This is a genomic window from Streptomyces sp. NPDC059994 (genome assembly GCF_042737755.1).
GTDB lineage: Bacteria > Actinomycetota > Actinomycetes > Streptomycetales > Streptomycetaceae > Streptomyces.
Window position 1 is genome coordinate 88855 of sequence record NZ_JBHWUR010000016.1, and the last position, 24194, is coordinate 113048.

Below are 24194 nucleotides of genomic sequence, written 5' to 3' on the forward strand. Positions count from 1 at the left end.
GAGCGATTACAGGGACGCGAGGTAATTCGTTGTGAAGCTGGATTCGATGTACCAGGACGTCATCCTGGACCACTACAAACACCCGCACGGGCGGGGTTTGCGGGACGGCGACGCCGAGGTGCACCACGTGAACCCGACGTGCGGCGACGAGATCACCCTGCGGGTGAAGTACGACGGCTCGCAGATCTCCGACATCTCGTACGAGGGCCAGGGCTGCTCCATCAGCCAGGCGAGCGCCTCGGTCCTCAACGACCTGCTGGTCGGCAAGGAACTGGACGAGGCACAGCGGATCCAGGAGACCTTCCTGGCGCTGATGCAGTCCAAGGGCAAGCTGGAGCCGGACGACGCGATGGAGGAGGTCCTGGAGGACGCGGTGGCTTTCGCCGGCGTCTCCAAGTACCCCGCACGCGTCAAGTGTGCTCTGCTGAGCTGGATGGCCTGGAAGGACGCGACGGCCCAGGCGCTGGGCGCCGGAGCCGAGAGGAAGAGCGCATGACCGAGAACGCAGGGGCCACGCTGAAGCCGGCCTCGGAGGAAGAAGTCCGCGAGGCGCTGTACGACGTCGTCGACCCCGAGCTGGGCATCGACGTCGTCAACCTGGGCCTCATCTACGGCATCCACATCGACGACGCCAACATCGCCACCCTGGACATGACCCTGACGTCGGCGGCCTGCCCGCTGACCGATGTGATCGAGGACCAGGCGAAGTCGGCGACGGAGGGCCTCGTCAACGAACTCAAGATCAACTGGGTCTGGATGCCGCCGTGGGGCCCGGACAAGATCACGGACGACGGCCGCGAGCAGCTTCGGGCGCTGGGGTTCAACGTCTGATCCCGCTCGTACGTCGCGTGGGCCCCCGGTACCGATGGTGCCGGGGGTCCTTCGCGTTACGGGGGCACGACCAGGTGGCCGCCACGGTCGCGGAAGAGCCGGGGGTCTACTCATCGCGAGTCACCGCGCATGGTCGGTGAACACGCGCCGGAACAGGTCGTGCTCGGGGTTCCGGCCGACGTGCCGAAGGCGCCAGTCCTGAGTCGCCTCCTGATTGCTCTGGAGGCAGGAGTCCTCACCACACTCCGGCGCAGCGCAGATGGCTCGGAGGGCAACTGCCCATGCTTCCCTGCCGGATGGCGTGGCGGACGAACCGCAGAACGGCGCGGCTCAGGGGGAAGCCTCCGACGCCAGCGGAAGCGCGTTCAAGAGCGCCACTGCCGAGCCGACGGGAAGCGCCCCGATTTCCACGTATGCACGCCCCTTTCCGGTGACCAGGGCACGCACCCGTGAGACCTCGTGCTCGGGCACGCCGGCACGTTGCAGGGCCGCGCGCAGTAGAGCCACCGTGTGCTCCGCCTCAGCAAGCGCGCTCTTGTACTGGCCCATGGGGATCACTGCCCCTCCTCCTTCGGGGCGCAGTCCGCATGCCAGTACGCCACGGTCGGAGCCGCGTCACGCCGGGCCAGCAGCGCCCGGCGGCAGCTTTCAAGGCTCTTGATGGGCCTTCCGCACGCCGGGCACGTCTCACCGGCGGGCGCATAGGTCGTGTACTCCCACTGCCGCGCGTCGGTATCACCCTTCGCCCGCTGGGGACTTTCGGGAGGTCTGGCTGTAGCTTTGGGCACCGTCGTCAACCCCTGATGGTTGGTGGCCACTCCCCCGGACCGTCGCCACGGTCGCGGGGGTTCGTGTTGTCCAGCGCGCGGGTGGCGCCGTCTGAAGAGCTTCAGTCGAGCGGGGCTCCTCACGGAACAGCGAACGGGGAACCCCGCAAGCCCATTTGGGGAACCCCGTTTCGGTTCGTTTCGGGGAACCCCGTTCAGGGCCCGGGGCTACTCTGGAGGAGATCACTCCCGTCCCTCCCAGGTGGCGCCCGTGGACGAACGCGAGACCCGGCGCAGCGGCTATCCGCTGACGATCCCCGACACGCTTCTACAGAGTGAGGCCATGCAACAGGCCTGCTTCGCAAGGGACTTCCGAGAGATCTTCCGACTCGTGAACCGACGCACCGGATCAAGTCATGCGGCCATGGCGGCAGCCATCGGGAAGATGACCAGTTCACGCGTCAGCGACATTATCCGGGGTGTCCGTGGTATCCGGGGGCGTGCGGTCATTGAACGCGTGGCTGACGGATTCGGCATTCCCGGAGAAATGATCGGCCTGCCGAGACGGCCGTGGGAGGGGTCCCCTGAAAATATTGACGAAACCACTGACGCCTGCACTGGTGTCTGGACTGTAGTCGACTCCGAGGTAAAATCGCAGGACGGCACATCCGCCGCCGCCCTTGATGCACCCGGCGCTACGGCCTTACCATTTCGTCGCGCTCTCCTAAAAGGAGGGATCGCCGCTGCCGCCATGACAGGGGCTGACCTCGAAGAGGTCCCACACGTAGCCGCAGCGCTGGAAGATGCGCACCGCTACCTTGATGGTCCGTTGATCGATTTTTTCCGTAAACAGCTCGAAGTGGCCAAACATGACGATGGGGCTCTGGGTTCGCGGAAGAGCCTGCCGCTAGTTCTTGGCTTGTTGAATGCCATGGGAGAGTGGGCCCGCGACGTGAAGCCGACCGTACGGCGAGAGTTGTTGTCGGTCGGTGCGGATGGTGCGGAGTTCGCAGGATGGCTATACCGAGATATTCAGCAACCAGCCACTGCCGTTTTCTGGTATAACCAGGCCGTGGAATGGGCGCAAGAAGCCAACGACCCTGCCATGCAGGGCTACATGTTGCTCAAGAAATCTCAAATGGCGTATGACGACGGAGATGCTGGGCGCATTTTAACGCTGGCGCAAGCGGGCCAGCATGAGAGGTGGCAACTTCCGACCCGTGTCCAAGCGGAGTTGCTGCAGCAGGAAGCGCTGGGGTGCGCCATGATCGGTGAACCGTTCTCGCTGGTGGAGCAGAAACTCGGTACGGCATGCGAACTGCTGGCTCACGCCGCTGATACTGAACCAAGCGACCTTGGTGCCTACTTCAATGAACATACGCTGTTGCTCCGGAATGCCGTGACCTATACCGAGGCAGGTAAGCCAGGCCTTGCCGCCGACTTGTTCGGGAAAATGATTTCAGCTGGGGCACTCTCTCGCCGCGACGTCGGATTCTTCAATGCTCGGCGTTCAGCTGCCTTGGCGCTGAGCGGCGAGCCGGACGAGGCGGCCCGGATTGGTAGTGCTTCGGCGAAGGTGGCTCGGGCAATGAAGTCAGAACGCACCATGCGGGTATTGGATGAAGTGGCGCAGACACTGAGTCGCTGGCGCAGTCGTCCTGTGGTGCGAGAATTCCGTGAAGCACTCCGGGCGGCCTAATCCTGCGAAGGGTCTACGGTCAACCACTCGGTCACGGTGCGGATGACGAACGCCTGCCACTTCTGACTCTGAGGGCTCAGGTATTTCGGATCGTCGTGCACGGCAAAACCGTGCTGTGATCCTTCGATCTCGACGAGTTCACAGGGGGCGCGGAAGTTCCGTACAGCGGCCCGCGATGACTCGATGGGCACGAGAGTGTCTTGGGTGCCATGCACGATAAGCGTCGGGGATTGCACCTCGCCGAGTGCCAGGTGTGGGTGCACCCAGAACACCTCATTGAGCAGCGGTCGCCCATGCCGCAGTGTTGGTGTGAACTGGATGAATCCGTGCTCGGTGAGGTGCTGTGCTGCTTCCTCGCTGATTGAATCATCCACCCAGTAGGGACGCGTATCGATGGTGCGCCATTTGTAGTCCAACTGAGGATTGAACAGCACTAGTCGCGAAATGTCCATCGAACGTTTTGCGGCGTAGTACGCGCAGATGCCACCTCCGAAGCTGGCGCCCAGCAAGGTAATTTCCTGAGCAGCCGTGGCGTTGCGCAGATGGGCGATGCCCGCACGAATGTCGTTGAGGATCGTGGTGAGCGTCAGCTCTTCCTGCCGACCCTCACTTTCGCCGTGGCCTCGCATGTCGAAGCGGAGAGACGCCACACCACCATCAGCCAGTCCGGCGGCCAAGCGTGTGAAGAACCCGCCCTCTTCACGGGTGACGCCGCCGCCGTGCACAAGGACCACACCGCGCGAGGCGGGCGTGTCGGGGCTCACGAGTGTGCCAGCCAGGTGCAGACCGTCAAGCGTCCGAAGTGTCACGCTGTCAGCTGTAGGCATGGCGCGAGCCTAGTGATGGGCACCGGACGCGGCGAGACCGCACAACGCGGCCCGCAGGGTCTCGCCGTAGACCGTGCCCACCCGGCGGCCGTACGGATCTGTTCGCCCCCCGTACGTATCCCGTACGGCCGGAATTGGCGCACGCACCGGAGCCTTCTCGGCGACATCGCGCCGACGAGAGGCACCCAGTGCTGTATGACGTTTCCCGGAGCAAGCGCGTCGCCCTCGCGGTGGCGGGCGGGGCTCTTACGCTGGCCGGCATGGGTCTGAACGCACCCGCGCACGCGGCCGGTTACGGCACCCCGACCCTCTCGCTCTCGGCCGGATACCTCACGGGCGCCGTGGGGGCGAGCGGGGACCCCGTGGTGACCGTGACCGTGGGGCAGGGCGGGGCCGACGCCTCCGCGCTCACCGTCGCCGCCTCTGCCAGCACCAAGGCCTCCGTCGCCGGGACCGGGGACGTGAAGGTCACCGGGACCGGGGCCATCCGGCAGGTGGCGGTGGCCGCGCGCGGGCGCGGGTACACCGACCTCACCCTCAAGGTCACCGGGCTCGGCGGCAAGAGCGTCACCAGGACGCTGCACTACGCCGCCTCGGCCGCCGTCCAGTACGCCTCCGGCGCCCGGTACTTCACCGGGTCCAGCGACGCCTCCGCCGCCGTCGACGTGGGCGGCGGGTACGTGGTCGTCGCCGACGACGAGTCCAACACGCTGCGGCTCTACGACCGTTCGGCCTCCGGCGCGCCCGTGCGGACCTGGGACGTCAGCTCCGGGCTCGGGGTCAGCAAGGAGATCGACATCGAGGGCGCCGCCCGCGTCGGCAACACCGTCTACTGGACCGGCTCGCTCGGCAACAACAAGGACGGCGAGTACAAGGCCGACCGCAACACCGTCTTCACCACGACCGTCACCGGGTCCGGGGCCACCACCCAGCTCACGCTCGGCCACTCGTACAAGAAGCTGCGCGACGACCTCGTCGCCTGGGACCGCGCCAACGGCGACCGGTACGGCTTCGCCGCCGCGACCGCCGCCGGGCAGCCGCCCAAGCGGATCGACGGGTTCAACGTGGAGGGCCTGGAGTTCGCGCCCGGGTCCACCACCACCGCGTACGTCGGCTTCCGGGCGCCGCTCGTGCCCCCGGCGGGCGGCGGCAAGGCGCTCATCGTGCCCGTCACCAACATCGACAAGGTCGTCAACAGCGGGGTCAAGGCCGCCTTCGGGGCGCCCATCGAGCTCGATCTCGGCGGGCTGAGCATCCGGGACATCCGCAAGAACGCCGCCGACCAGTATCTGATCGTCGCCGGGTCGTGGGCGGCCGACGACAACTCCGACCCGTACGCCCTCTACTCCTGGGACGGCGTCGCCGCGCACGCCCCGGTCAAGCTGCGCGACCTGCCCACCAGCGACCCGGGCGGCTGGGAGGCCGTCGTGGACGTGCCGGACCTGTCGGTGCCGGGGGCCCGCGCCCAGCTGATCACCGACGACGGGTCGGCCGACCTGTACGGGGACGGGACCGAGGCGAAGGACCTCACCCACCCCGAGTGGCGGAAGTCCCGCGCCACCTGGTTCACCGTCACCGGCTGACCCCCGCGCCGCCCGTCGGCGGCACCCCCTTCGTCTCGGCCGTCGCCTCCCGCAGTGCGGGGGCGGCGGCTTCGAAGTAGCGGAACAGGACGCGGAGTTCGTCGGGGGCGAAGCCGCCGAACACCTCCGCCATCCGCCGGCGCGCGGCGCCGAACGCCTGCTCGTCCTCCTCCGCCGGGACCGGGACCGGCTCGACCACCACCCGGCGGCGGTCGGCCGGGTCCGGGGCGCGGCGCAGCCGTCCCGCCTTCTCCAGCCGGTCCACCAGCCGCGTCGTCGCGGACTGGGTCAGCCCGATCCGCTCGGCGAGCGCGCCCGTGGTGAGCGGCCCCGCGAGTTCCAGGACGTTGAGGGCGTAGAGGTCGGTCGGGTTCTGGCCGAGGACGTCGGCCGCCGCCTGGCCGTGCAGGACGACGGCGGTCAGATACGCGCGGTACGTGCCCGCGCCCCGCCGCAGCAGATCCCCGGTCTCACGCGCTCTCTCCTGCTCCGGCATGTCTCGTCCTGTCTCCGTGAGGGATTGCCCAACACATGCATGTGTGCATATATTGCATGTGTGCAACTAATCGTACCCGAATCTCAGGAGACAGTCATGCCCACGTCGACCGCCGACGCCGATCTCCACTCCGTCCGCGAGCTCTTCGAGGGCCACCGCCTCGCCTGGGGCGACGCCGACGCGTACGGGGCGCACTTCACCGAGGACGCCGACTACGTCACCTTCTTCGGCGGTCGCCTCGTCGGCCGAGAGGCCGTGGTCGAGGGGCATCGCGGGCTGTTCGACGGGGTCCTCAAGGGCTCGCGGCTGTACGCGGAGATCACCGCCGCCGACTTCCCCGCACCCGGCGTCGCCCTCGTCCACGCGCGCGGTGCCGTGCTCAAGGGCCGGGCGCGCAGGCCCTCGCGGCGGGCGCTCTCCGTGCAGACGTACGTCATCGTCCGGGGCGCGGACGGCCGTTGGCGCATCCGGGCCTTCCAGAACACCCGGCTGCGGCCCCGCGTCGAGGCCCTCTCCCACTGGCTGGCCGCGCGGGCGCCCAAGGGCTGAGACCGGCCGCCCGGTACGGTCGTGCCATGGCCCCCGTCCCAGGAACGTGCGACTGATGGCCCGCCGGTACGACCCCGACCGGCGGCGCCGCATCATCGACGCCGCGATCCGCGTGGTCGGCGAGCGCGGTATCGCCGGGCTCAGCCACCGCAGCGTGGCCGCCGAGGCCGATGTGCCGCTCGGCTCCACCACGTACCACTTCAAGACGCTCGACGAGCTCCTGGTCGCCGCGCTGCGCCAGGCCAACGAGGGCTTCGCCGCCGCGATCCGTGAGAGCGGGGCGCTGGCGGAGCCGGGCGTGGACGTGGCCGCGGAGCTCGCGCGGCTGATGGGTGAGTGGATCGCGGGGGACCGGGCGCGGGTGGAGCTGGAGTACGAGCTCTATCTGGCGGCGCTGCGCCGGCCCCCGCTGCGGCCCGTCGCCGCCGAGTGGACCGAGGGCGTGGCGGAGGTCCTGGCCCGGCACACGGACGCGGTGACGGCCCGGGGCCTGGTCGCCCTGATGGACGGCATCTGCCTCCAGGCGCTGCTGACTGGCGGTGCCTATGACCAGGGTTACGCACGGGAGTTGCTGGGGCGGCTGTTGCGGTAGCGCTCTGCGGGGCGTGGTCCTTCGGCTGCGGACCGTGGGTGGCTGGTCGCGCCCACGCGGCGGAGCCGCACAATGACACAGCCCCGCGCCCCTAACTGCCCAGGGGTGCGGGGAACTGCGCGGGCAACCCACCACAGCCCGCAGACGGACTCCGCGCCCCAACCGTTATGTACGCCCGTACGCATCGCTGTGTACGCTTGTCCGTATGCCGTACGTCCTGCTCTCCTGCGCCATCGCGTCGGAGATCGCCGCCACCTCCGCGATGAAGTACAGCGAGGGCTTCACGCGGCTCTGGCCCTCGCTGGTTACCGGCTGCGGATACCTCCTCGCGTTCTATCTGCTCTCGCTCACCCTGAAGTCGATGTCCGTCGGCACGGCGTACGCGATCTGGTCGGGCGCGGGCACGGCCGTCATCGCCGCCATCGGGATGCTCTTCCTGGGCGAGGCGATGACGGCCGCCAAGCTCGCCGGGGTCGCGCTGATCATCGGCGGCGTGGTGCTGCTCAACCTCGGCGGCGCCGCGCACTGAGGCTCAGTTCCCCGCCCGGCGCACCGCCTCCAGCGCCGCCCGCACGCTCGCCTCGATGTCGGTGATCGGATACAGCGCCTCGATCACCGTACGGTCCCGGGCGACCACCAGCGTCAGGCGCTTCAGCCGGCTCACCCCCGCCGTGCGGAACGTCGGCAGCCGCAGCGCGGCCGTCAGCGTCAGGTCCGCGTCCGACAGGAGCGGGAAGCGCAGCCGCTCCTTGTCCGCGAACGCCCGCTGCTCGTCCGGGCGTTGGCCGGACACCCCGTGCACGGTCGCGCCCGCCGCGGTGAACTCGGCGAGCTGGTCGCGGAACGTGCACGATTCGAGCGTGCAGCCCGGTGCCCCCGGGATCCCCGCCCAGCCGGGCGGATAGGACTCCTTGCGGGCGTAGGCGCCCGGGAAGCAGTAGAGCACGGTGTACGCGCTCTCCTGAGCCACCGGGTCCCGCAACTCGCCGTCGAAGTCGGTGAGTCGGAGCTCCGGCACTTTCGTGCCGACCAGCTCCCGCACCCGTTCGGTCTCCCCGGAGTTCTCCGTCGCCGTGGCCATCGTCTCTCCTTCTCCCAGCACCCAGGTGTCTCCCCAGTCCTGGAGCGCGATCAGTACGGGCAGCAGGGCACGGCCGCGCGGAGTGAGCCGGTACTCGTACCGGACCGGGCGGTCCTGGTACGGCTCCCGGGTCAGCACCCCCGTCTCGACCAGCAGCTTCAGCCGCTCGGCGAGCACCTTGCGGGACATGCCGAGTTCGCGCTGGAGCGCGTCGAAGCGGTGCACCCCGCGTGCGGCGTCGCGCACGATCAGCAGGGTCCACCAGTCGCCGACGACGTCCAGGGCCTGGGCGATGGCGCAGTGCTCGTCGTGGAGACGGGTGCGTTGAGGCATGGCCCCATCCTTCCGTACGCCGTTGACCTGCGGTCTCCATGCTGACATAGTCCGTTCCCATAAGGAACTTACTCGGAAACGGGAGCGAACGAGAGCTCAGGGGGGGCGACGGCGTGAAGACCTTGCGCGCAGTACCGAGAACCGTCCGGCTGTTGTGCTTCGGCATGTTCTTCAACGCGGTCGTCAGCTTCACGTTCATCTATCTCTTCGTGTACCTGACCGGCCCGCGCGGCCTAGGCGTCGGCCAGGCCGGAGTGATCAGCGGGGTCGGCGGCATCGGCCTGGTCGCCGGGAACTTCACCGGCGGCTGGTTCGGCGACCTTCCCCAAGCTCTCAACTTCGTTCGAGCAGGGGAGACCCCATCGGCCACCGGCGTGCCCTGCTGGCGGGAGCCGTGGTCAGCGGCGTCCTCCTGGTCACCCTAGGGCTGCTGCCGACCGCCCTGCTGGCCGCCGCCCTGCCGCTCGCCCAGTACGCCTCCGGAGTCGTGCGGTCCGCCAACTCCGCGCTCGTCGCCGTCGGCGTCCCCGAGGGCAGCCGCCGCCAGGGCTTCGCCGTGATGCGGTTCGCGTCCAACGCCGGGTTCACCGTGGGACCGCCGCTCGGCGCCCTGGCCGCCGCCCACTGGTCGTACGACTGGCTCTTCGCCGCAGACGGCATCGGCACCCTGCTCTTCGCGGCGTACGCGGCCCGGCCAGGTGCTCGCCCCGCCGCTCGGCGGCGCCCTCTACAGCGCCGAGCCCGGTCTGCTCTGGCCGCTGTGCGCCGCCCTCGCGGGCCTCGCCGGGCTCGCCGTGCTGTGGGCGCGCGGGCTTCCGGCGCCGCTGACCGGGGGTGACGCGCGCCCGGGACATGAGACCGGTTCGCCCCGGCGGGCGGTGGCCGGTTAGGTTTTCTGCCATGACCGACACGACTGCTACTGCTTCTCGCTCCACCGGCGCCGTCGCCGCCGGCCTCGCCACCCTCGCCGGCGACGGCACCGTTCTCGACACCTGGTTCCCCGCCCCCGAGCTCGTGGACGAACCGGGACCGGCCGGCACCGAGCGGCTCACCGCCGACCAGGCCCTCGCCCTCGTCGGCAAGGGCGCGGCCGACGCCCTCGGCGTCGACGAGCGCCGGGGCGTCGAGGTCGTCGCCGTCCGTACGGTCATCGCCTCGCTCGACGACAAGCCGCTGGACGCGCACGACGCGTACCTGCGCCTGCACCTGCTCTCGCACCGCCTGGTCAAGCCGCACGGCCAGAACCTGGACGGCGTCTTCGGCCTGCTCGCCAACGTCGCCTGGACCTCGCTCGGCCCGGTCGCCGTCGACGACGTCGAGAAGGTGCGCCTGAACGCCCGCGCCGCCGGGCTGCACCTCCAGGTGACGTCCATCGACAAGTTCCCGCGCATGACGGACTACGTGATCCCCAAGGGCGTCCGCATCGCCGACGCCGACCGGGTGCGCCTCGGCGCCCACCTGGCCGCGGGCACCACCGTGATGCACGAGGGCTTCGTGAACTTCAACGCGGGCACGCTGGGCACGTCGATGGTCGAGGGCCGTATCTCCGCCGGTGTCGTCGTCGGCAACGGCTCCGACATCGGCGGCGGCGCGTCCACGATGGGCACGCTGTCCGGGGGCGGCAACGTCCGTATCGTCATCGGCGAGCGGTGCCTGGTCGGCGCGGAGGCCGGGGTGGGGATCGCGCTCGGTGACGAGTGCGTCGTCGAGGCGGGGCTTTACGTCACCGCCGGTACGCGGGTGACCATGCCCGACGGACAGATCGTGAAGGCCCGCGAGCTTTCCGGGGCTTCGAACATCCTGTTCCGGCGGAACTCGGTTACGGGTGCGGTCGAGGCCCGGCCCAACAATGCGGTGTGGGGCGGGCTCAACGAGATTCTGCACGCCCATAACTGAGTGGGTTGTTCGTCTGCGGGCCGGTGGGGGCTGGTCGCGCAGTTCCCCGCGCCCCCTGAACGGTGGGTGCGGCCGCAGCCGGCACGGGGTGAGCGCCCCCTGCTAGCCCCGGACCAGGTCGTCGTGCGCCTTGCGCAGTGCGGCGGCCTGGTCCGGGGTGGCGGGGCGCAGCGGCTCCCGCACCGGGTTGTTCAGCAGCGCCTTCGCCGTCACCGTGCCCGGTAGGCCGCTCGCCATCATCAGTTCCGACAGCGGGAGCGTGAGGTGGTTGAGGCGGGCTGCCTCGTTCACGTCTCCCTTGTCGTAGGCGTCCAGCGGTGCCCGCATCTGGCTCGGGGCCACGTTCGCCACCGTGCTCACGTATCCCGCGCCCCCTACCGCGTACAGCGGCAGGTTCGTCTCCTCGCAGCCCGAGTAGTACGCGAGCGAGGTGCGGCCGATGACCTTGGTGGAGGCGAGCAGGTCGTACGCGCAGTCCTTGACCGCCACGATCCGCTCGTGTTCCGAGAGCCGCAGCAGCGCGTCCGTGCCGATCCGGACGCCCGTCCGGCCGGGGATGTCGTAGAGCATCACGGGGAGCCCCGTGGCGTCCGCCACCGTGCGCAAGTGCGCCTCCACCGCGTCCTGCGGCGGGCGGCTGTAGTACGGCGGTACCACCAACAGGCCGTTCGCGCCCGCCTCTTCGGCCTGCCGCGCCAGCTCCACGGTGTGCCGGGTGGAGGCGGTCCCGACCCCGGCCACCACGTGGACGTCGTCCCCGACCTCCTCGCGCACCGCCCGTACGAGCGCCGCCTTCTCGGCGTCGGTCGTGGTGGGCGACTCGCCCGTGGTGCCGCTGAGCACCAGACCGTCGCAGCCCTCGGCGACCAGGTGCGCCGCCAGCCGCCGCGCGTGGTCGAGGTCGAGGCGGTCGTCGGCGGTGAAGGGCGTGATCATGGCGCAAAGTGCGCGCCCGAAAGGGCGGGGAGTGCTCATTCGCGAAGTCTGGGCCGAAGTGAGCGTGAAGGTCTACTTAGATTTGCTTTCGGTTGATCAACAGCATCGCTGAAGTGTTTGGTGCGCAGGCGCTCTTGGCGGCCGCCAGGGCGTACGTCACCATGAGAGACCGGTGTGTCCGTTCATGTCCGTACCGTCGTACCGTCGGAGGCCGTCATGAAGCTCGGCAAGGCTCTCGCCACTGGTGTCGCGGAGGAACAGCCCGAGGATGTCGTACGGGACGAGGCGCCGCCCGTGCCCGAGGAGGTCCCGGCCGAAGCTCCCGTCGAGGTGACGGCGGGCCGATGAGGCTGCGGCTCCCCGAGGAACGCCCGACGGAGCCGCCCACCGGCTACAAGATCGCCCACGCGGCGCTCTCCCAGGACGGCTCCCGGGCCGGGTTCCTCGGCATCTCGCTGGGCGCCGCCCTGCCCTACGGCGTCCTCGACGACGCCCACTGCGCCTACGGGCGGCGCCACCGCTCGCCGTCCAGGCTCTGCGACTGCGGCTTCCACTGTCTGCACACGCGCGCCGAGGCGGCCGCGCTGACCTGCACGGCCGAGCACCGTGGGGCGCTGCTGCTCGAAGTGGCGGTGCTCGGGCGCTACATCAGGTTCGAGCGCGGGATGCGCTACGCCCGCCAGCGGGTGCGCACCGCCACGGCCGGACCGTGCCGCTGCCGACGGCGGGCGACCGGCCTCGCCGACGCGGGCCGGGGGCGGCCCGGATGGCGGGTCGTCGAGCCGGTCTGCGAGGTGTGCGCGGGGTCGCGCGCGACCGTGGCGTTCGACGACTTCGCCCGGCGCGGCGGCGCCGGGCTGAAGCTCCTGGCCGCGCCCGCTGCCGACGCGGGCGCCCCCGGGCCCGGCCGGACCTTTCCGGAGCTGGTCGCGGAGGCGGCGCTGCTCCAGGCCCGGCTCGACTGGTTCCAGAGCGAGCTGGCGCGGCTCGGCAGCCAGGGGGACTCGCGATAGAGGGGCAAGGAGGGCTCTGTCCGTTCTTGACCTCAAGTGACCCTGACGTTTCAGGATGGTGATCGTCCACGCGGCACAGCACAGCGACGATCACCAGGAGACCGCCATGTCCGCCACGCCCACCGACGTGCAGTTCGACGCCCTCCCCGACCTCCGCCGCCCCGGCGTCGGAGTCGTCAAGTCCAGCGTCTGGCGCATGGGCACCCCCGAACGGCAGCGGGCCGCCGTCGAGGCGATCGCCAAGGCGTGGGGCAGCCGGGACTGGCCGGACGTCGGCCTGCTCTCGTACAGCGTGTACACCGGCACGGACGGCGACGCGCTCCTGCACTACTCGCAGTGGGAGAGCGAGGCCGCCTACCAGGACTTCTTCCGGCGGTTCCGGGACGGCCGCAACGCCGAGATCGACGCGGCCGTCCCCGGCATCGAGCGCGCGGGCCTGCACTCGTACGAGCTCTACCGCAGCAGCGACCCGCGGCCGGGCGACCCCCGTACGCCCGGCTGCATCGTGATCGTCGACGTGGAGTTCGAGGCACCGGACCCTGACCGCCGGCGCGCCTGGGTGGACGGTGTCTTCGAGGCGCTCGACACCGACCCGGACCTGCCCGCCGGCGGCCTCTCCGCCCACTTCCACGCGAGCCTGGACGGCACCCGCGTCCTCAACTACGCCGAGTGGGAGAGCGAGCAGGCGCATGTCGACGCCCTGGGCGCGCCCGGTGCCGGGGTCGGCTCGAAGACCCCGCAGTGGGCCCGGGTGCAGAACTACCCGGGTGTGACCGGTGGCGGGGTGACGCGCTACCTTCCGGCGCTGACCGTCACCCCGGCCGGGTGACCTACGGGCGGAAGCGGATGACCTGCGGGTCGTGGTCGCTGGTCTGGTCCGAGAACTCGGCGTTGATGTGCACGCTGTCGTAGTCGAAGCCGCGGACGGCCGGGCTGGTCAGGATCTGGTCGAGCACCTGGGTGTTGCCCTGGTACACGTAGGAGTAACGCTCCTTCTTCGGCAGCGTGCGGAACGCCGAGCGCAGCGCGCCGCCGTCCTCCAGGGCCCTGGTGGTGTCCGAGAAGTCGAAGTCGTTGATGTCGCCCAGCGCGAGCACCCGGGCGTGCTTGTCGACCGCGAGGATCTGCTTGACGAAGCCGTTCACGGCCTGCGCCTGGAGCAGCCGCTTGGCCTCGGAGGAGCGCGGCACCGGCTGGTGCTGCGAGACCAGGCCCTCGTCGCCGCCCTTGGAGGCGAAGTGGTTGGCGATGACGAAGACCGTCTGCCCCTTGAAGACGAACTCGCCCGCGAGCGGCTTGCGGCTGTCCGCCCAGGCCGGGTTGGCCGGGTCGATGCGGCCGGGGGAGAGCGTGAGGGCCGGGCGGCCCTTGGTGCCGGTGACGCCGACGGCGGCTTTGGAGTCGCCGCCGGGGCGGTCGGTGAACGAGACCCGCGCCGGGTTGAAGAGGAACACCTGGCGGATGTTGCCGCCGGGCTCGCCGCCGTCCTTGAGGTTCTCCGGGTCGATCGAGCGCCACTGGTAGGCGGGGCCGCCCTTGGCGACGATCGCGTCCGTGAACTTCTTGATGGTGGCGGACGCGTCGACCGTGCCGTCGTTCTTGGCGCCGTTGTTGTCCTGGATCTCCTCCAGGGCCACGATGTCGGGCGAGGCGAGGTGGGTGACCACACCGTCGGCCAGCGCGTCGAACTTCGCCTGCGGGTCGCTCGGGTCCAGGTTCTCCACGTTGTACGTGGCGACCGCGAGCTCGCCGGTGCGCTGCTTGCGGGTGGTCTCCCGCTTGAGGCCGCTGTCCTTGACCGTGCCGAGCGTACGGGCGGTGATCGTGTACCCGCCGAACTGGTTGAAGTCCAGCGGCCCTTCGGTGGCGCCGGTCAGCGTGTCACCGACGTTCGCCTTGGGGAAGGGCTGCTGCGCGCTCGGCACCAGGCTCTGGATCTGGAGGCGGCCGGTGTTCTGGTCGTCGTACGACGAGTACAGCGAGCCGCCCCGCTTGGTGCGGTTCTCGCGCGGCTTCACGGTGACCCACAGCTCGCTGTACGGGTCGGTGGCGCCGACGATCCGCGAGGTGCCGATGCGGACGTTCATGCCCTCAAGGGACTCGTAGTAGTCCAGGGCGTACTTCTTCGGCTGGAGGGTCAGCCCGTTGACGCTGTTGGCGGCGGCCGGGTCGCCCGCCGGGGTGTAGCGGCCGGGAACCGTACGGGCCGTCACCGTGACCGGGGCGGGCAGCGGGTTGCCCGGGGAGACGACCGTCACGGTCGGCTTCGATATCTGGGTCAGCGACTGGTTGCCGGAGGACAGGCCGCCCGGGACGTACTCGGTGACCGTGCCGGAGACCAGCACCCCGTCGCCCACGGCCACGGTCGGGGCCGAGCCCGTGAAGACGAAGACGCCCTCGCTGGTGGCCGGGTCGTCGTCCGGTGCGGTGTCCTGGAACCAGAAGCCCTTCGAGGAGCCGTACGTCCGTACGCCCGTGACGACGCCCGGTACCTCCGCGACCTGCTTGCCGGCCAGCGGCGAGGTGCGGGTCGTGCCCTGGATGTCGTGGATGCGGGCCGGGGCGGGGACGGTCGGGTCGGCCGCGGCCGATACGGTGCCGGCGAGCAGACCGGCGCCCAGCGCTGCGGCGACGACGGCGGAGACGGCGGCGGATCTCGGAACGGGCATCAAGAAACTCCGGAGGATGAGGGATCGGTGCACGTGCGGGTGCGGTGCTGCTCAGGTGTGCAGCAAGTTCTACGCGCGTCAATCTCTTGGCTGAGCGGTGCAGTTGTCAAGGGTCGCCGGGTGGCCGGAATCTGACGGCTGGATGAACCGGCCGGCGGGGGAGGCCGGACATCTCCCGGCGATTCCCGTACGCAACCGTCGCCGCCCCGGCCGGAACCCGCCGTGCGGCTCGGCCCGGCTCTCGGCGGGCGCGGCGATACCCGGTGAAATACGTCTACGCTGGGTGCCTCTCGAATCACATCGCTTCGCCCGAGGAGTACGCCAAAGATGTCCGGAGACCGCCCCACCCTGCCGCCGGTGCGGCTGCACTCCGAGGCCGAACTCGCGCGGGCGGCGCTCGCCGCCCCGCTGCTGGCCCGCGCGGCCCGGCTCGCCCGCTGGGCCGGGCCCGGGACCCGGGTCGGCGCCGGGGGCGAGCTCGTCGAGGAGCAACTGCCCGCGGCGGCCGAGGCGCTGGGCCTCACCGCCGACGACGACGGCGCGGCGGACGCGAGCGAGGCGTGGCGGATCGCCGTCGACGCGGGCCTCGTCGACGTCACCGACGCCGAGGACGAGGACGGCGAGGGGACGGCCGCGACGGGCGAGAGCCTCGCCCTGCTCACCTCCGGCTCCCCGCAGGACGTCCTCACCACCTGGCTGGACGCCTTCGACGCGGTCTTCGCGGACGCGACCGCCCCCGTGCTCGACGACTTCGCCGACCTCATCGGGGACGACGGCGAGCTCGACTTCGACCGGCTCGACTGGGACCCGCAGGCGGAGGCCGACTTCCTGGAGGGCGTGCTCGGCAACCTGTATCTGCTCACCGTGACCGAGGGCGGCGCGGGCGAGGGCCCGGTGCCGCTGCCCGCGCTCGCCGCGTCGATGATCGTCCCCGACGACATGGGGGAGCCCACCGACGACATCCTGGAGCAGGTGTCGGACGCGATGATGCGCCTCGACGACCAGTTCCGGCTGCTCGAACCGATCGGCCTGGTGGAGTACCGGCCGGTGGACGAGGCGCTGATGGCCGAGGAGGACGAGGAGCCCGCCCCGCCCGTCGACGACGAGGACGTCGCCCGGTACGGCATGGTCCGCCTCACCCCGCTCGGCCTCTACGGCGTACGCGCCCGGATGCTGGAGGCGGGCGTCGAGGCGCCGGCCGTCGGCGACCTCGCGGACAAGGGCGCGGACGTGCTGCTCGACGGCATCGCGTACTACCCGGAGGCGGCCGCCCGCGCCGAGACCGAGCAGTGGCTGGCGCGGCACGAACTCCCGGCCGCCGTGCGGGAGTTGCTGGCCGCGTCCCGCGGCTCGGACGAGCGTGGCCCGCTGCGCCGCCTCCACTGCCAGCAGGCGCTCGCCCTCACCGGCGCCGAGGCCGAGCCCGCGCTGCGCGAGGTCCTGGACGACGCGGAGCTGGGCGGCCTCGCCCGGGTGTGGCTCGCCGAGCGGGGCGCGGTGGACGTCCCCGCGCCGCCGGAGGCGATGGTGTTCTGGCTCGCGGTGGACACGATCGCCGCGCAGCTGGCGGTGGACGGGGACCTGGAGGAGCTCCAGGGCCTGGTGGAGGGCCTGGTCGGCCAGCACAGCGGCTTCTTCGACGCGGCGTGGCGGGTGGATCACCCGGCCACGGCGGACGTGCTGGAGGCGATGGGCCGTCTGCACCCGGACAAGAAGGTGGCCAAGGAGGCCCGCAAGGCGGCGTTCAAGGCGCGGTCGCGGGGGTAGCCCGCGGGGTTTGGGCGACGGGGCTGCTGGGCGCCCTCACAGTGGCGGCGCCCGGCACCGGGGCGGAGGCTCCGCCGGGAGTGCGGTGATTTCGGCTGCGGGCGGGCGGGGGCTGGTCGCGCCCGCGCGGCGCAGCCGCACGGCGTCACGGCCCCGCGCCCCTCAGGCCGTACGGGGTGCCCGGTACCGCGCAGTGACTCCGCAAGGCCGCGCGGGAGTGCGGGAGTTGGGGCGGGCGTCACCCCGTGTTGGCGTGATGTTCGCCCGGCCTCGGGACCCTGGCCCCGCCCCCCTCCTCCCGCAACCCCCGTCAGGAGACCCCGATGTCGCTCAGCCGCAGGGAGTTCGCCAGGAATTCCGCCCTCACCGGTGCCGGGGTCGCCCTCACCGGATCCGTCGGGGCGCTGGCCACGGCGCCGGGCGCGCTGGCCGCCGAGGACGCGTACGGCGCCGCCGGACACGGGCACCACGAGCCGGGCTACGGCCCGCTGCTGCCCGACCCCGAGGGCATACTCGCGCTGCCGAAGGGCTTCTCGTACCGGATCGTCACCCACAGCGGCGTCACCAAGCTGGAGTCCGGCGAGATCACCCCGTCCAACCACGACGGCACCGCCGCCTTCGAGGGGCCGCGCGGCGTCACCCTGCTCGTCAACAACCACGAGCTGAAGGGCCCGCGCAAGAGCTGGCCGCACCCGGTGCCGCTCACCGAGGGCCTGGTGTACGACCCGGCCGCGTCCGGCGGCTGCACCGTCGTCGAGGTGCACCCGCACGGCGGCCCGGTCGCGGAATGGGTCGGCGTCGCCGGTACCTCCACCAATTGCGCGGGCGGCGCCACTCCCTGGGGCACCTGGCTGACCTGCGAGGAGACCGAGGACAAGGCCGGCTCCAACGGGATGACCAAGGACCACGGCTATGTCTTCGAGGTCGACCCCTACGACCGGCGCGCCAACCGCGCCCCCAAGCCCCTCAAGGCGCTCGGCCGGTACGCCCACGAGGCCGTCGTCGTCGACCCCCGGCGCGGCCACCTCTTCCTGACCGAGGACGCCGCCGGGCCCAACGGCCTGCTCTACCGCTGGACCCCGCCGCACGGCTTCAAGCACGGCCGCGGGAAGCTGCGCACGCTGGCCGACGACGCCGGAGTCCTCCAGGCCACCAAGTGCTTCGACGCGGGTGGCCGGTTCGTCGACGACCTCTCGCGGGCCACGAAGACCGGCACGGTGTACGGGGTCGACTGGGTCGACGTGCCCGACCGCGACGCCCGCACCACCTCCGTGCGCAAGCAGTTCACCGGCCAGGACGTCACCCGCGCCCGCAAGCTGGAGGGCATGTGGTGGGGCGACGGCGGTGTGTACATCGTCTCCTCGTACGCCCGTGAGGAGTCCCCGGTCCAGCACGACGGCCAGGTGTGGTTCTACGACCCGCGCCGTCGCACCCTCACCCTCAAGGTGCTGCTCGGCGTCAACGCCGCGCCCGGCCAGGACGGCGCCTTCGACGGCCCGGACAACATCACGGTCTCGCCGTACGGCGGTCTGGTCATCGCCGAGGACGGCGCGGGCATCCAGCACCTCTTCGGCGCCACCGACTCCGGGCGTACGTACCCCATCGCCCGCAACGAGCTCAACCAGGGCACCGAACAGGCCCCGGAGTACAGCGAGTTCACCGGGGTGACCTTCTCGCCCGACGGGCGGACCCTGTTCGCCAACATCCAGGAGCCGGGCATCATGCTCGCCATCACCGGCCCCTGGCGCCGCCAGCCGCGCTGAGCGCGGGGAAGCGTCGTGATGCGGCTGCGGGTTGCTCGTGGCTGGTCGCTCCCCCAAGTTCTCGGCTTCGCTCGAACAGGGGGGACCCCCATCGCGGCGGAGCCGCACATGTCACAGCCCCGCGCCCCTGAAGGGGCGCCGTGGCGCAGCCGACTCTGCCGCTCAGGCCGAGGACTTGTCGTACGCCCGTATCGACGCCTTGCCGATACGGGCGTACCAGCCCGCGCCGTCCGCCGCGAGCTCGCTCACCCGGTCCGGCATCGGCCGGCTCCGCGGCGCCCGCCCGTCGGTGAGGCGCAGTGCGGTGCGGGCGCTGCCCGCCGCCGCGTAGACCACCGGGCCCGCCACCACCGGCGGGACCTGGGCGACCCCGCCGCTCACGCGCGCGCTCCAGCGGACCCGCCCGGTCGCCGGGGCCACCGCCTCCAGGGTGCCCGCGTCCCGCCGGTGCGGCAGCGCCGTGGCCGGCCACGGCACCGGCGAGTCGGGACCGGCGTCCAGGACCGGGGCCGTGTGCGCGCCCGCCCCGGCCCGCGCGGCGGGCGCCTCGCGCCGGAACCGCTGCCGGTAGTGCGGGTCGTCCGCGAGGTGCTCGTGGACGGTCTTCACGGCGACCAGCCGCCCGCCTGTCGTACGCCCGAGGTACACCTGCCCCATCCCGCCCGCGCCGAGCCGGCCGAGCAGGCGGATCCCGCCCAGCCGGCGCGGATCCGAGGCGAGTGACGGATCCGTCATGCGGCGCCGTCCGGGCCGTGGAAGGTGGTGAGGACCGACCCGGCGCACACGTGCACCAGACCGCCCCCGGCACTCCCGAGCAGTTCGTCGCGTCCCTCGAACGGCACGGCCCACACCAGCTTCCCCGTCGCCGGGTCCAGCGCGTGCAGCCCCCACTTCGGCCCGCCCAGCGCGAGCCGGTCACTGCCCGGCTCCGGCCCGGTGACGTACAGCCGCCCCTCGGAGAGCAGCGGCGGCGGCGATGCGTGGGGTGCCTCGGTGAGCCGTCGCACGTCCGTACGCAGCCAGTGGGTCCGGCCGGTTGCCGCGTCCAGCGCGCTCACCTCCGAGTGCGAAGCGGCGTGCACCAGGCCCCCGGTGGCCGTCGGCGTCACGGACACCGAGCCGGTGACGCCCCGGGACCACAGCGTGGTCCGGGTCGCCAGATCGACGGCGCTGACCGCCTCGCCGAGCGCGAAGCAGCCCGTGCCGGTGGCCCCCGGATGGGCGTCCGGCCGCAGCGCCCCGCCCACGACGGTCGTCTCCAGGCGGCCGTCGGAGGCCCGCAGCACATGGAGCGGCTCCTGCGCGCGGACCTTGAGCTGCTCCGGCTCGTCCGACTGGGCGTAGACGGACGCGGCGACCGCGAACCGCCCGCCCGCGTGCCGCACCGCCGTCACCCCGGCGGCCGTCCCCTCGTGGTACCAGAGCCCCTCGCCGGTCGCCGCGTCGTAGCCGTACGCCCGCCAGGGCCGCTTCTGCCCGGCCCGCCGCGACCAGGCGGTGTCGTACGGCTCGTACGTGACGAAGCACACGACCGCGTCGCCGAGCGCGAACATGCCCCGGGAGCCCTCAAGTTCGACGTCGTCGGGCAGGAGCGAGCTGCGCGGCCGCAGCCCTTCGAGCTGCGGATCGCGGGTCTCCCAGCGGGTGTCGCCGGTGGCGGAGTCGAGCGCGGCGAGGGTCGGAGCGCCGGCGGGCTCGGTGCGTACGAGGTAGACGAGGTCCGTGCCGTGCGGCACGACCTGGCCGGCGCCCTTGGCGTCCCGCTGCCAGCGGACGGCGCCGGTGGCGGGGTCGAGGCAGGTGAGGGAGGCGTTGTCGCGGACGTAGAGGGCGTCGCCGTGGCGGATCAGGGCGCCGCCGTACTGGGTGGGGCCGAGCGTACGGGTCCACAGGGCGCGGCCGCGGGGCCAGGAGGTGGGGTCGGCGTCGGGGTCGGCGGCCTGCTCCCCGACACTTCCACTTCCACTTCCACTTCCGCTTCCGCTTCCGCTTTCGTTGTCGCCGAGTGCGACCGCGGTGGAGATCCCGGCGGCGGCGACGGCGCCGGAGGCGGACCAGAGGAGGAAGTGGCGGCGGGACGCGCGGCTGGAGTCGGGCAGCGCTGTGTCCGGCGGAGAGGGAGCCGCCTCGATCAACTCGGCGGTGGCTTCCTCGTGCTGGCATATCAGACCGGTGACCGGCTCCTGCTCCCACCACGGCTCGGGGGCGCTGCGCCCGGCGCACCACGCCAGGACCTCGGCGACGTCGGGCCGGTCGGCGGGCTCGCGGGCCAGACACCGCCCGAGGAACTCCCGCCAGTCGTCCCCCGGTACGCCGTCGAGGTCCGGCTCCTCGTGGAGCGTGCGGTAGAGGACCTGCGGGGCGCTGCCCGCGCCGAACGGGTTGCGGCCGGTGGCGCAGAGCGCGAGCAGCCCGCCGAGCGCGAACACGTCGGCGGCCGGGCCGGGTTCGCCGTCGCGGGCGAGCTGTTCGGGGGCGATGAAGCCGGGGGAGCCCAGGGTCTCGCCGGAGTGGGTGAGCGCCTCTCCTTCCACGCCTTCTACGGTCCCCTTGGCGATCCCGAAGTCGATGACCTTCGGCCCGTCCCGGGTCACGATCACCTTCGCGGGCTTGAGGTCGCGGTGCACGAGGTGCGCGGCGTGCACGGCGGCCAGCGCCTCCGCCAGCAGGGCGCCGAGCGCGGCGAGCTGCCGGGGGCCGAGGGGGCCGAGCGCGGAGACGGCCTCGGAGAGGGCGGGGCCGGCGGCGTACGCCGTGGCCAGCCACGGGGGTTCGGCGTCCGGGTCGGCCGCGAGTACGCCTGCGGTGTACGGGCCGTCCACCGCCCTGGCGGCCGCCACCTCGCGGCGGAAGCGCTCCCGGAAACGGGGGTCGGCGGCGAGGTGCGGGTGCACGGTCTTCAGCGCGACCAGCCGCCCGGAGGCGGCGCGGGCGAGGTGCACCTGGCCCATGCCGCCGTCGCCGAGCAGCGCGACGAGGCGGTACCCGCCGATCTCCCGCACCGCACCTCCCGATCCGCTCGCCTCGACCTTACGGCCATCAGCATGTGCGACGCGGCCTGCCCCACCCCTGGTTGCGCCCCAGCCCGCCCGTTCCCGCTGTGACAGCTCCGTTCATCTGCGGGTTGTCCGTGGTTGGTCGCGCCCACGCGGCGGAGCCGCACGCTGTCACAGCCCCGGGCCCCTTGAATGCCGCTGCGCGGCATCCCCTGGGCGCCCCGAAGGGGCGCATCCAGGGGCGCGGGGAACCGCGCGACCAGCCCCCACCGAACCCGCAGACAAACACGGGGCCCGGGGGCGCGTCCGCGTCAGCCGTTCGTCGGCGTCCGCGTCAGGACCAGGCTCACGTTGTGGCCCCCGAAGCCGAAGGAGTTGGCGAGCGCCGCGTCCCACTCGCCGGTGCGGTTCGTGCCCGCCACCACATCGAGCTGCACCGCCGGATCCAGCCGGTCCAGGTTGCGCGTGGCCGGGACCGTGCCGTCGTGGAGGGCGAGCAGGGCCGCCATCGCCCCCACCGCCCCGGAGGCGCCGAGCATATGGCCGGTCATCGACTTGGTCGCGGTGACCACCGGGTGGGTGCCGATCGCCCGTGCCACCGCGTCCGCCTCGGCCAGGTCCCCCGACGGTGTCGACGTGGCGTGCGCGTGCACCACGCCGATGTCGGCGGGGCCCAAGCCGGCGTCCCGCAGCGCCGTTTCGATCGCCCGGACCTGGCCCGCCACGTCCGACGCGGTGATGTGGTCGGCGCTGGAGGTCACGGCCGCCCCCGCCACCGCCCCGTACACCCGCGCCCGCCGGGCCCGCGCGAAGGAGGCCCGCTCCAGGACGAGTACGCCCGCGCCCTCGCCCATCACGAACCCGCTGCGGTCCGCGTCGAACGGCCGGGACACCGTCTCGGGGTCGTGCTCCTGTGGCGACAGCGCCTTCATCTGCGCGAACGCGGCGAGCGTGAACGGGTGCAGACAGGCTTCCGTGCCGCCCGCGACCACCACGTCGGCCCGCCCCGCGCGGATGAGGTCGAGCCCCATCGCGATGGCCTCGGCCCCGGACGCGCAGGCGCTCACGGGCGTGCGCGCCCCGGCCCGCGCGCCCAGGTCCATGGAGACCCAGGCCGCCGGGCCGTTGGGCATCAGCATCGGCACGGCGTACGGCGAGAGTCCGCGCGCGCCGCTCTTCTCGTACGTGTCGTCCTGGCCCAGCGTGGTCAGCACGCCACCGGTGCCGGTGCCGATCACCACCGCCAGCCGCTCGGGCTCCACCTCGGGGGTGCCCGCGTCCCGCCAGGCCTCGCGGGAGCTGATCAGGGCCAGTTGTTCACATCGGTCAAGGCGCCGCGCCTCGACCCGGTCGAGCAGCGAGACCGGGTCGACGGGCAGGCCCGCCGCGACCCGGACCGGCAGGTCCGCCGCCCACTCCTCGGTGAGCAGGGACACCCCGGACTTGCCGGTGAGCAGACCGGACCAGGTGGATACGGAGTCCGCGCCGAGCGGAGTGATCGCGCCGAGACCGGTCACCACTACGTCTTCATGATCGTTCATGCCCTCGACCCTGCCAGTCGCGGGCGGGTGCGGGGGAGGGGCCGAACGGATCGATTTGTCCCAGGAGGGTTGTGAGCTTCGGACAACAGGTGTCCCGTGTCGCCTCGCGTCACGGAACGCGCGGGGCCCGTCGCCCGCGTGCGGCGGGTGACGGGCCCCGGTCGTCTCGGGCCGTCGTCGCGGTCTTCCGGCGGGTCAGAGCGCCTCGGCCGACGGCTTCACCATCCCGCGCACCGTCCGGGACTTCACGAAGTTCCCCAGCGCCGTCATCTCCCATTCGCCGGAGAACTGCTTGATCAGCTTGGCCATCATCACGCCCGTCTGCGGCTCGGCGGTGGTCAGGTCGAAGCGGACCAGTTCCTCGCCGGTCGCCGCGTCCATCAGTCGGCAGTACGCCTTGGCGACCTCGGTGAACTTCTGGCCGGAGAACGAGTTCACCGTGAAGACCAGGCCCGTGGCCTCCGCCGGGATGCGGCCCAGGTCGACGACGATCACCTCGTCGTCGCCCGCGCCCTCGCCCGTGAGGTTGTCGCCGGAGTGCTTGACCGCGCCGCCCAGGATCGAGAGCCTGCCGAAGTAGCAGCTGTCCAGGTGGTTGCGCTGCGGCCCGTACGCGATCACCGAGGCGTCCAGGTCGATGTCCTTGCCGCGGAACGCGGGCTCCCAGCCGAGGCCCATCTTGACCTGGGAGAGCAGCGGGCGGCCGCCCTTGACCAGCGACACCGTCTGGTTCTTCTGGAGGCTGACGCGGCCCTTGTCCAGGTTGATCTTCCCGCTCGGCGCCGCGGCCGGCGCGGCCGGAGCCGGGGCCGGGGGCGCGGCGGGCATCGGCGGCGCGGCCGCGGGGGCGACCGG

The 24194-nt window shown here is 71.8% G+C and carries 23 protein-coding genes and 1 pseudogene; 14 read left to right on the forward strand and 10 right to left on the reverse strand.

Annotated features, from left to right (window positions below):
- Positions 1-31: 31 nt before the first annotated feature.
- The gene (gene sufU / locus ACFWA7_RS11785) at positions 32-496 is read left to right on the forward strand and encodes a Fe-S cluster assembly sulfur transfer protein SufU (RefSeq protein WP_385541660.1); all 465 of its coding nucleotides are present in this window, start codon (positions 32-34) and stop codon (positions 494-496) included.
- Positions 493-831 (forward strand): metal-sulfur cluster assembly factor, encoded by a 339-nt coding sequence (locus ACFWA7_RS11790; RefSeq protein ID WP_385541662.1) that lies wholly within the window; start codon positions 493-495, stop codon positions 829-831. The genes sufU and ACFWA7_RS11790 overlap by 4 nt, the downstream gene beginning before the upstream one ends.
- Positions 832-1161: 330 nt before the next feature.
- Here the strand turns inward: ACFWA7_RS11790 and ACFWA7_RS11795 are convergent, their stop codons facing one another.
- Complete coding sequence (locus tag ACFWA7_RS11795; RefSeq protein WP_385541663.1) at positions 1162-1380, reverse strand: hypothetical protein; 219 nt, start codon at positions 1378-1380, stop codon at positions 1162-1164.
- Between the two features lie 489 nt (positions 1381-1869).
- Here ACFWA7_RS11795 and ACFWA7_RS11800 point away from each other — a divergent pair, with 489 nt between their 5' ends.
- Positions 1870-3297 (forward strand): XRE family transcriptional regulator, encoded by a 1428-nt coding sequence (locus ACFWA7_RS11800; protein WP_385822556.1) that lies wholly within the window; start codon positions 1870-1872, stop codon positions 3295-3297.
- Here ACFWA7_RS11800 and ACFWA7_RS11805 read toward each other — a convergent pair.
- Complete coding sequence (locus tag ACFWA7_RS11805) at positions 3294-4124, reverse strand: alpha/beta hydrolase (protein ID WP_385822559.1); 831 nt, start codon at positions 4122-4124, stop codon at positions 3294-3296. The genes ACFWA7_RS11800 and ACFWA7_RS11805 overlap by 4 nt on opposite strands.
- Positions 4125-4384: 260 nt before the next feature.
- Between ACFWA7_RS11805 and ACFWA7_RS11810 the strand changes: the two genes are divergently transcribed.
- Positions 4385-5707 carry a hypothetical protein gene (locus ACFWA7_RS11810; protein ID WP_385822563.1) on the forward strand — a complete coding sequence of 441 codons (1323 nt, stop codon included), beginning with the start codon at positions 4385-4387 and terminating at the stop codon, positions 5705-5707.
- On the opposite strand, the gene ACFWA7_RS11815 is transcribed toward ACFWA7_RS11810, so the two are convergent.
- On the reverse strand, positions 5697-6203 hold the full coding sequence (locus ACFWA7_RS11815; RefSeq protein ID WP_385541671.1) for a MarR family winged helix-turn-helix transcriptional regulator: 507 nt from the start codon (positions 6201-6203) through the stop codon (positions 5697-5699). The two genes, ACFWA7_RS11810 and ACFWA7_RS11815, sit on opposite strands and share 11 nt — an antisense overlap.
- Positions 6204-6299: 96 nt before the next feature.
- Here ACFWA7_RS11815 and ACFWA7_RS11820 point away from each other — a divergent pair, with 96 nt between their 5' ends.
- The 3 genes from ACFWA7_RS11820 to ACFWA7_RS11830 all read left to right on the forward strand — a co-directional run bounded on the left by ACFWA7_RS11820 (position 6300) and on the right by ACFWA7_RS11830 (position 7873).
- Entirely contained in the window at positions 6300-6752 is a 453-nt protein-coding gene (locus ACFWA7_RS11820) for an SgcJ/EcaC family oxidoreductase (protein WP_385822565.1), read from the forward strand.
- 55 nt (positions 6753-6807) lie between these two features.
- Positions 6808-7344 carry a TetR/AcrR family transcriptional regulator gene (locus ACFWA7_RS11825; protein ID WP_385541675.1) on the forward strand — a complete coding sequence of 179 codons (537 nt, stop codon included), beginning with the start codon at positions 6808-6810 and terminating at the stop codon, positions 7342-7344.
- 205 nt (positions 7345-7549) lie between these two features.
- The gene (locus ACFWA7_RS11830; RefSeq protein ID WP_385541677.1) at positions 7550-7873 is read left to right on the forward strand and encodes a DMT family transporter; all 324 of its coding nucleotides are present in this window, start codon (positions 7550-7552) and stop codon (positions 7871-7873) included.
- Positions 7874-7876: 3 nt separating this feature from the next.
- Here ACFWA7_RS11830 and ACFWA7_RS11835 read toward each other — a convergent pair whose 3' ends face one another.
- Positions 7877-8758, reverse strand: a complete 882-nt coding sequence (locus ACFWA7_RS11835) for a winged helix-turn-helix transcriptional regulator (RefSeq protein WP_385822567.1) — start codon at positions 8756-8758, stop codon at positions 7877-7879.
- 164 nt (positions 8759-8922) lie between these two features.
- On the opposite strand from ACFWA7_RS11835, the pseudogene ACFWA7_RS11840 reads away from it, so the two are divergent.
- Both ACFWA7_RS11840 and dapD read left to right on the forward strand, forming a co-directional pair.
- A pseudogene (locus ACFWA7_RS11840) lies at positions 8923-9485 on the forward strand (MFS transporter); the annotation flags it as partial.
- Positions 9486-9658: 173 nt separating this feature from the next.
- Positions 9659-10654: a 2,3,4,5-tetrahydropyridine-2,6-dicarboxylate N-succinyltransferase gene (dapD, locus tag ACFWA7_RS11845; RefSeq protein ID WP_385541680.1), complete on the forward strand. Its 996-nt coding sequence runs from the start codon at positions 9659-9661 to the stop codon at positions 10652-10654.
- Positions 10655-10756: 102 nt separating this feature from the next.
- On the opposite strand, the gene dapA is transcribed toward dapD, so the two are convergent.
- Positions 10757-11629 carry a 4-hydroxy-tetrahydrodipicolinate synthase gene (dapA, locus tag ACFWA7_RS11850; protein WP_385541682.1) on the reverse strand — a complete coding sequence of 291 codons (873 nt, stop codon included), beginning with the start codon at positions 11627-11629 and terminating at the stop codon, positions 10757-10759.
- Between the two features lie 135 nt (positions 11630-11764).
- Here dapA and ACFWA7_RS11855 point away from each other — a divergent pair, with 135 nt between their 5' ends.
- The 3 genes from ACFWA7_RS11855 to ACFWA7_RS11865 all read left to right on the forward strand — a co-directional run bounded on the left by ACFWA7_RS11855 (position 11765) and on the right by ACFWA7_RS11865 (position 13432).
- Entirely contained in the window at positions 11765-11938 is a 174-nt protein-coding gene (locus tag ACFWA7_RS11855; RefSeq protein WP_385541684.1) for a hypothetical protein, read from the forward strand.
- Positions 11935-12603: a hypothetical protein gene (locus ACFWA7_RS11860; protein ID WP_385822569.1), complete on the forward strand. Its 669-nt coding sequence runs from the start codon at positions 11935-11937 to the stop codon at positions 12601-12603. Before ACFWA7_RS11855 ends, ACFWA7_RS11860 begins: the two co-directional genes overlap by 4 nt.
- A 106-nt stretch (positions 12604-12709) precedes the next feature.
- Positions 12710-13432 (forward strand): antibiotic biosynthesis monooxygenase, encoded by a 723-nt coding sequence (locus tag ACFWA7_RS11865; RefSeq protein WP_385541688.1) that lies wholly within the window; start codon positions 12710-12712, stop codon positions 13430-13432.
- A gap of 1 nt (position 13433) precedes the next feature.
- Here the strand turns inward: ACFWA7_RS11865 and ACFWA7_RS11870 are convergent, their stop codons facing one another.
- The gene (locus tag ACFWA7_RS11870) at positions 13434-15272 is read right to left on the reverse strand and encodes an endonuclease/exonuclease/phosphatase family protein (protein WP_385822571.1); all 1839 of its coding nucleotides are present in this window, start codon (positions 15270-15272) and stop codon (positions 13434-13436) included.
- A 327-nt stretch (positions 15273-15599) separates the two neighbouring features.
- On the opposite strand from ACFWA7_RS11870, the gene ACFWA7_RS11875 reads away from it, so the two are divergent.
- Both ACFWA7_RS11875 and ACFWA7_RS11880 read left to right on the forward strand, forming a co-directional pair.
- On the forward strand, positions 15600-17039 hold the full coding sequence (locus ACFWA7_RS11875) for a hypothetical protein (RefSeq protein WP_385541692.1): 1440 nt from the start codon (positions 15600-15602) through the stop codon (positions 17037-17039).
- 323 nt (positions 17040-17362) lie between these two features.
- Positions 17363-18802: an alkaline phosphatase PhoX gene (locus ACFWA7_RS11880; RefSeq protein ID WP_385822573.1), complete on the forward strand. Its 1440-nt coding sequence runs from the start codon at positions 17363-17365 to the stop codon at positions 18800-18802.
- 162 nt (positions 18803-18964) lie between these two features.
- Here the strand turns inward: ACFWA7_RS11880 and ACFWA7_RS11885 are convergent, their stop codons facing one another.
- The 4 genes from ACFWA7_RS11885 to ACFWA7_RS11900 all read right to left on the reverse strand — a co-directional run.
- A complete protein-coding gene (locus tag ACFWA7_RS11885; protein WP_385822575.1) occupies positions 18965-19537 on the reverse strand; it encodes a hypothetical protein in 573 nt (190 codons plus the stop codon).
- Complete coding sequence (locus ACFWA7_RS11890; protein ID WP_385822577.1) at positions 19534-21804, reverse strand: PQQ-binding-like beta-propeller repeat protein; 2271 nt, start codon at positions 21802-21804, stop codon at positions 19534-19536. Before ACFWA7_RS11890 ends, ACFWA7_RS11885 begins: the two co-directional genes overlap by 4 nt.
- Before the next feature lie 305 nt (positions 21805-22109).
- Positions 22110-23339, reverse strand: a complete 1230-nt coding sequence (locus ACFWA7_RS11895; RefSeq protein ID WP_385822579.1) for a beta-ketoacyl-[acyl-carrier-protein] synthase family protein — start codon at positions 23337-23339, stop codon at positions 22110-22112.
- Positions 23340-23534: 195 nt separating this feature from the next.
- The coding region (locus ACFWA7_RS11900) for a TerD family protein (RefSeq protein WP_385822581.1) at positions 23535-24194 on the reverse strand (660 nt) is incomplete at its 5' end.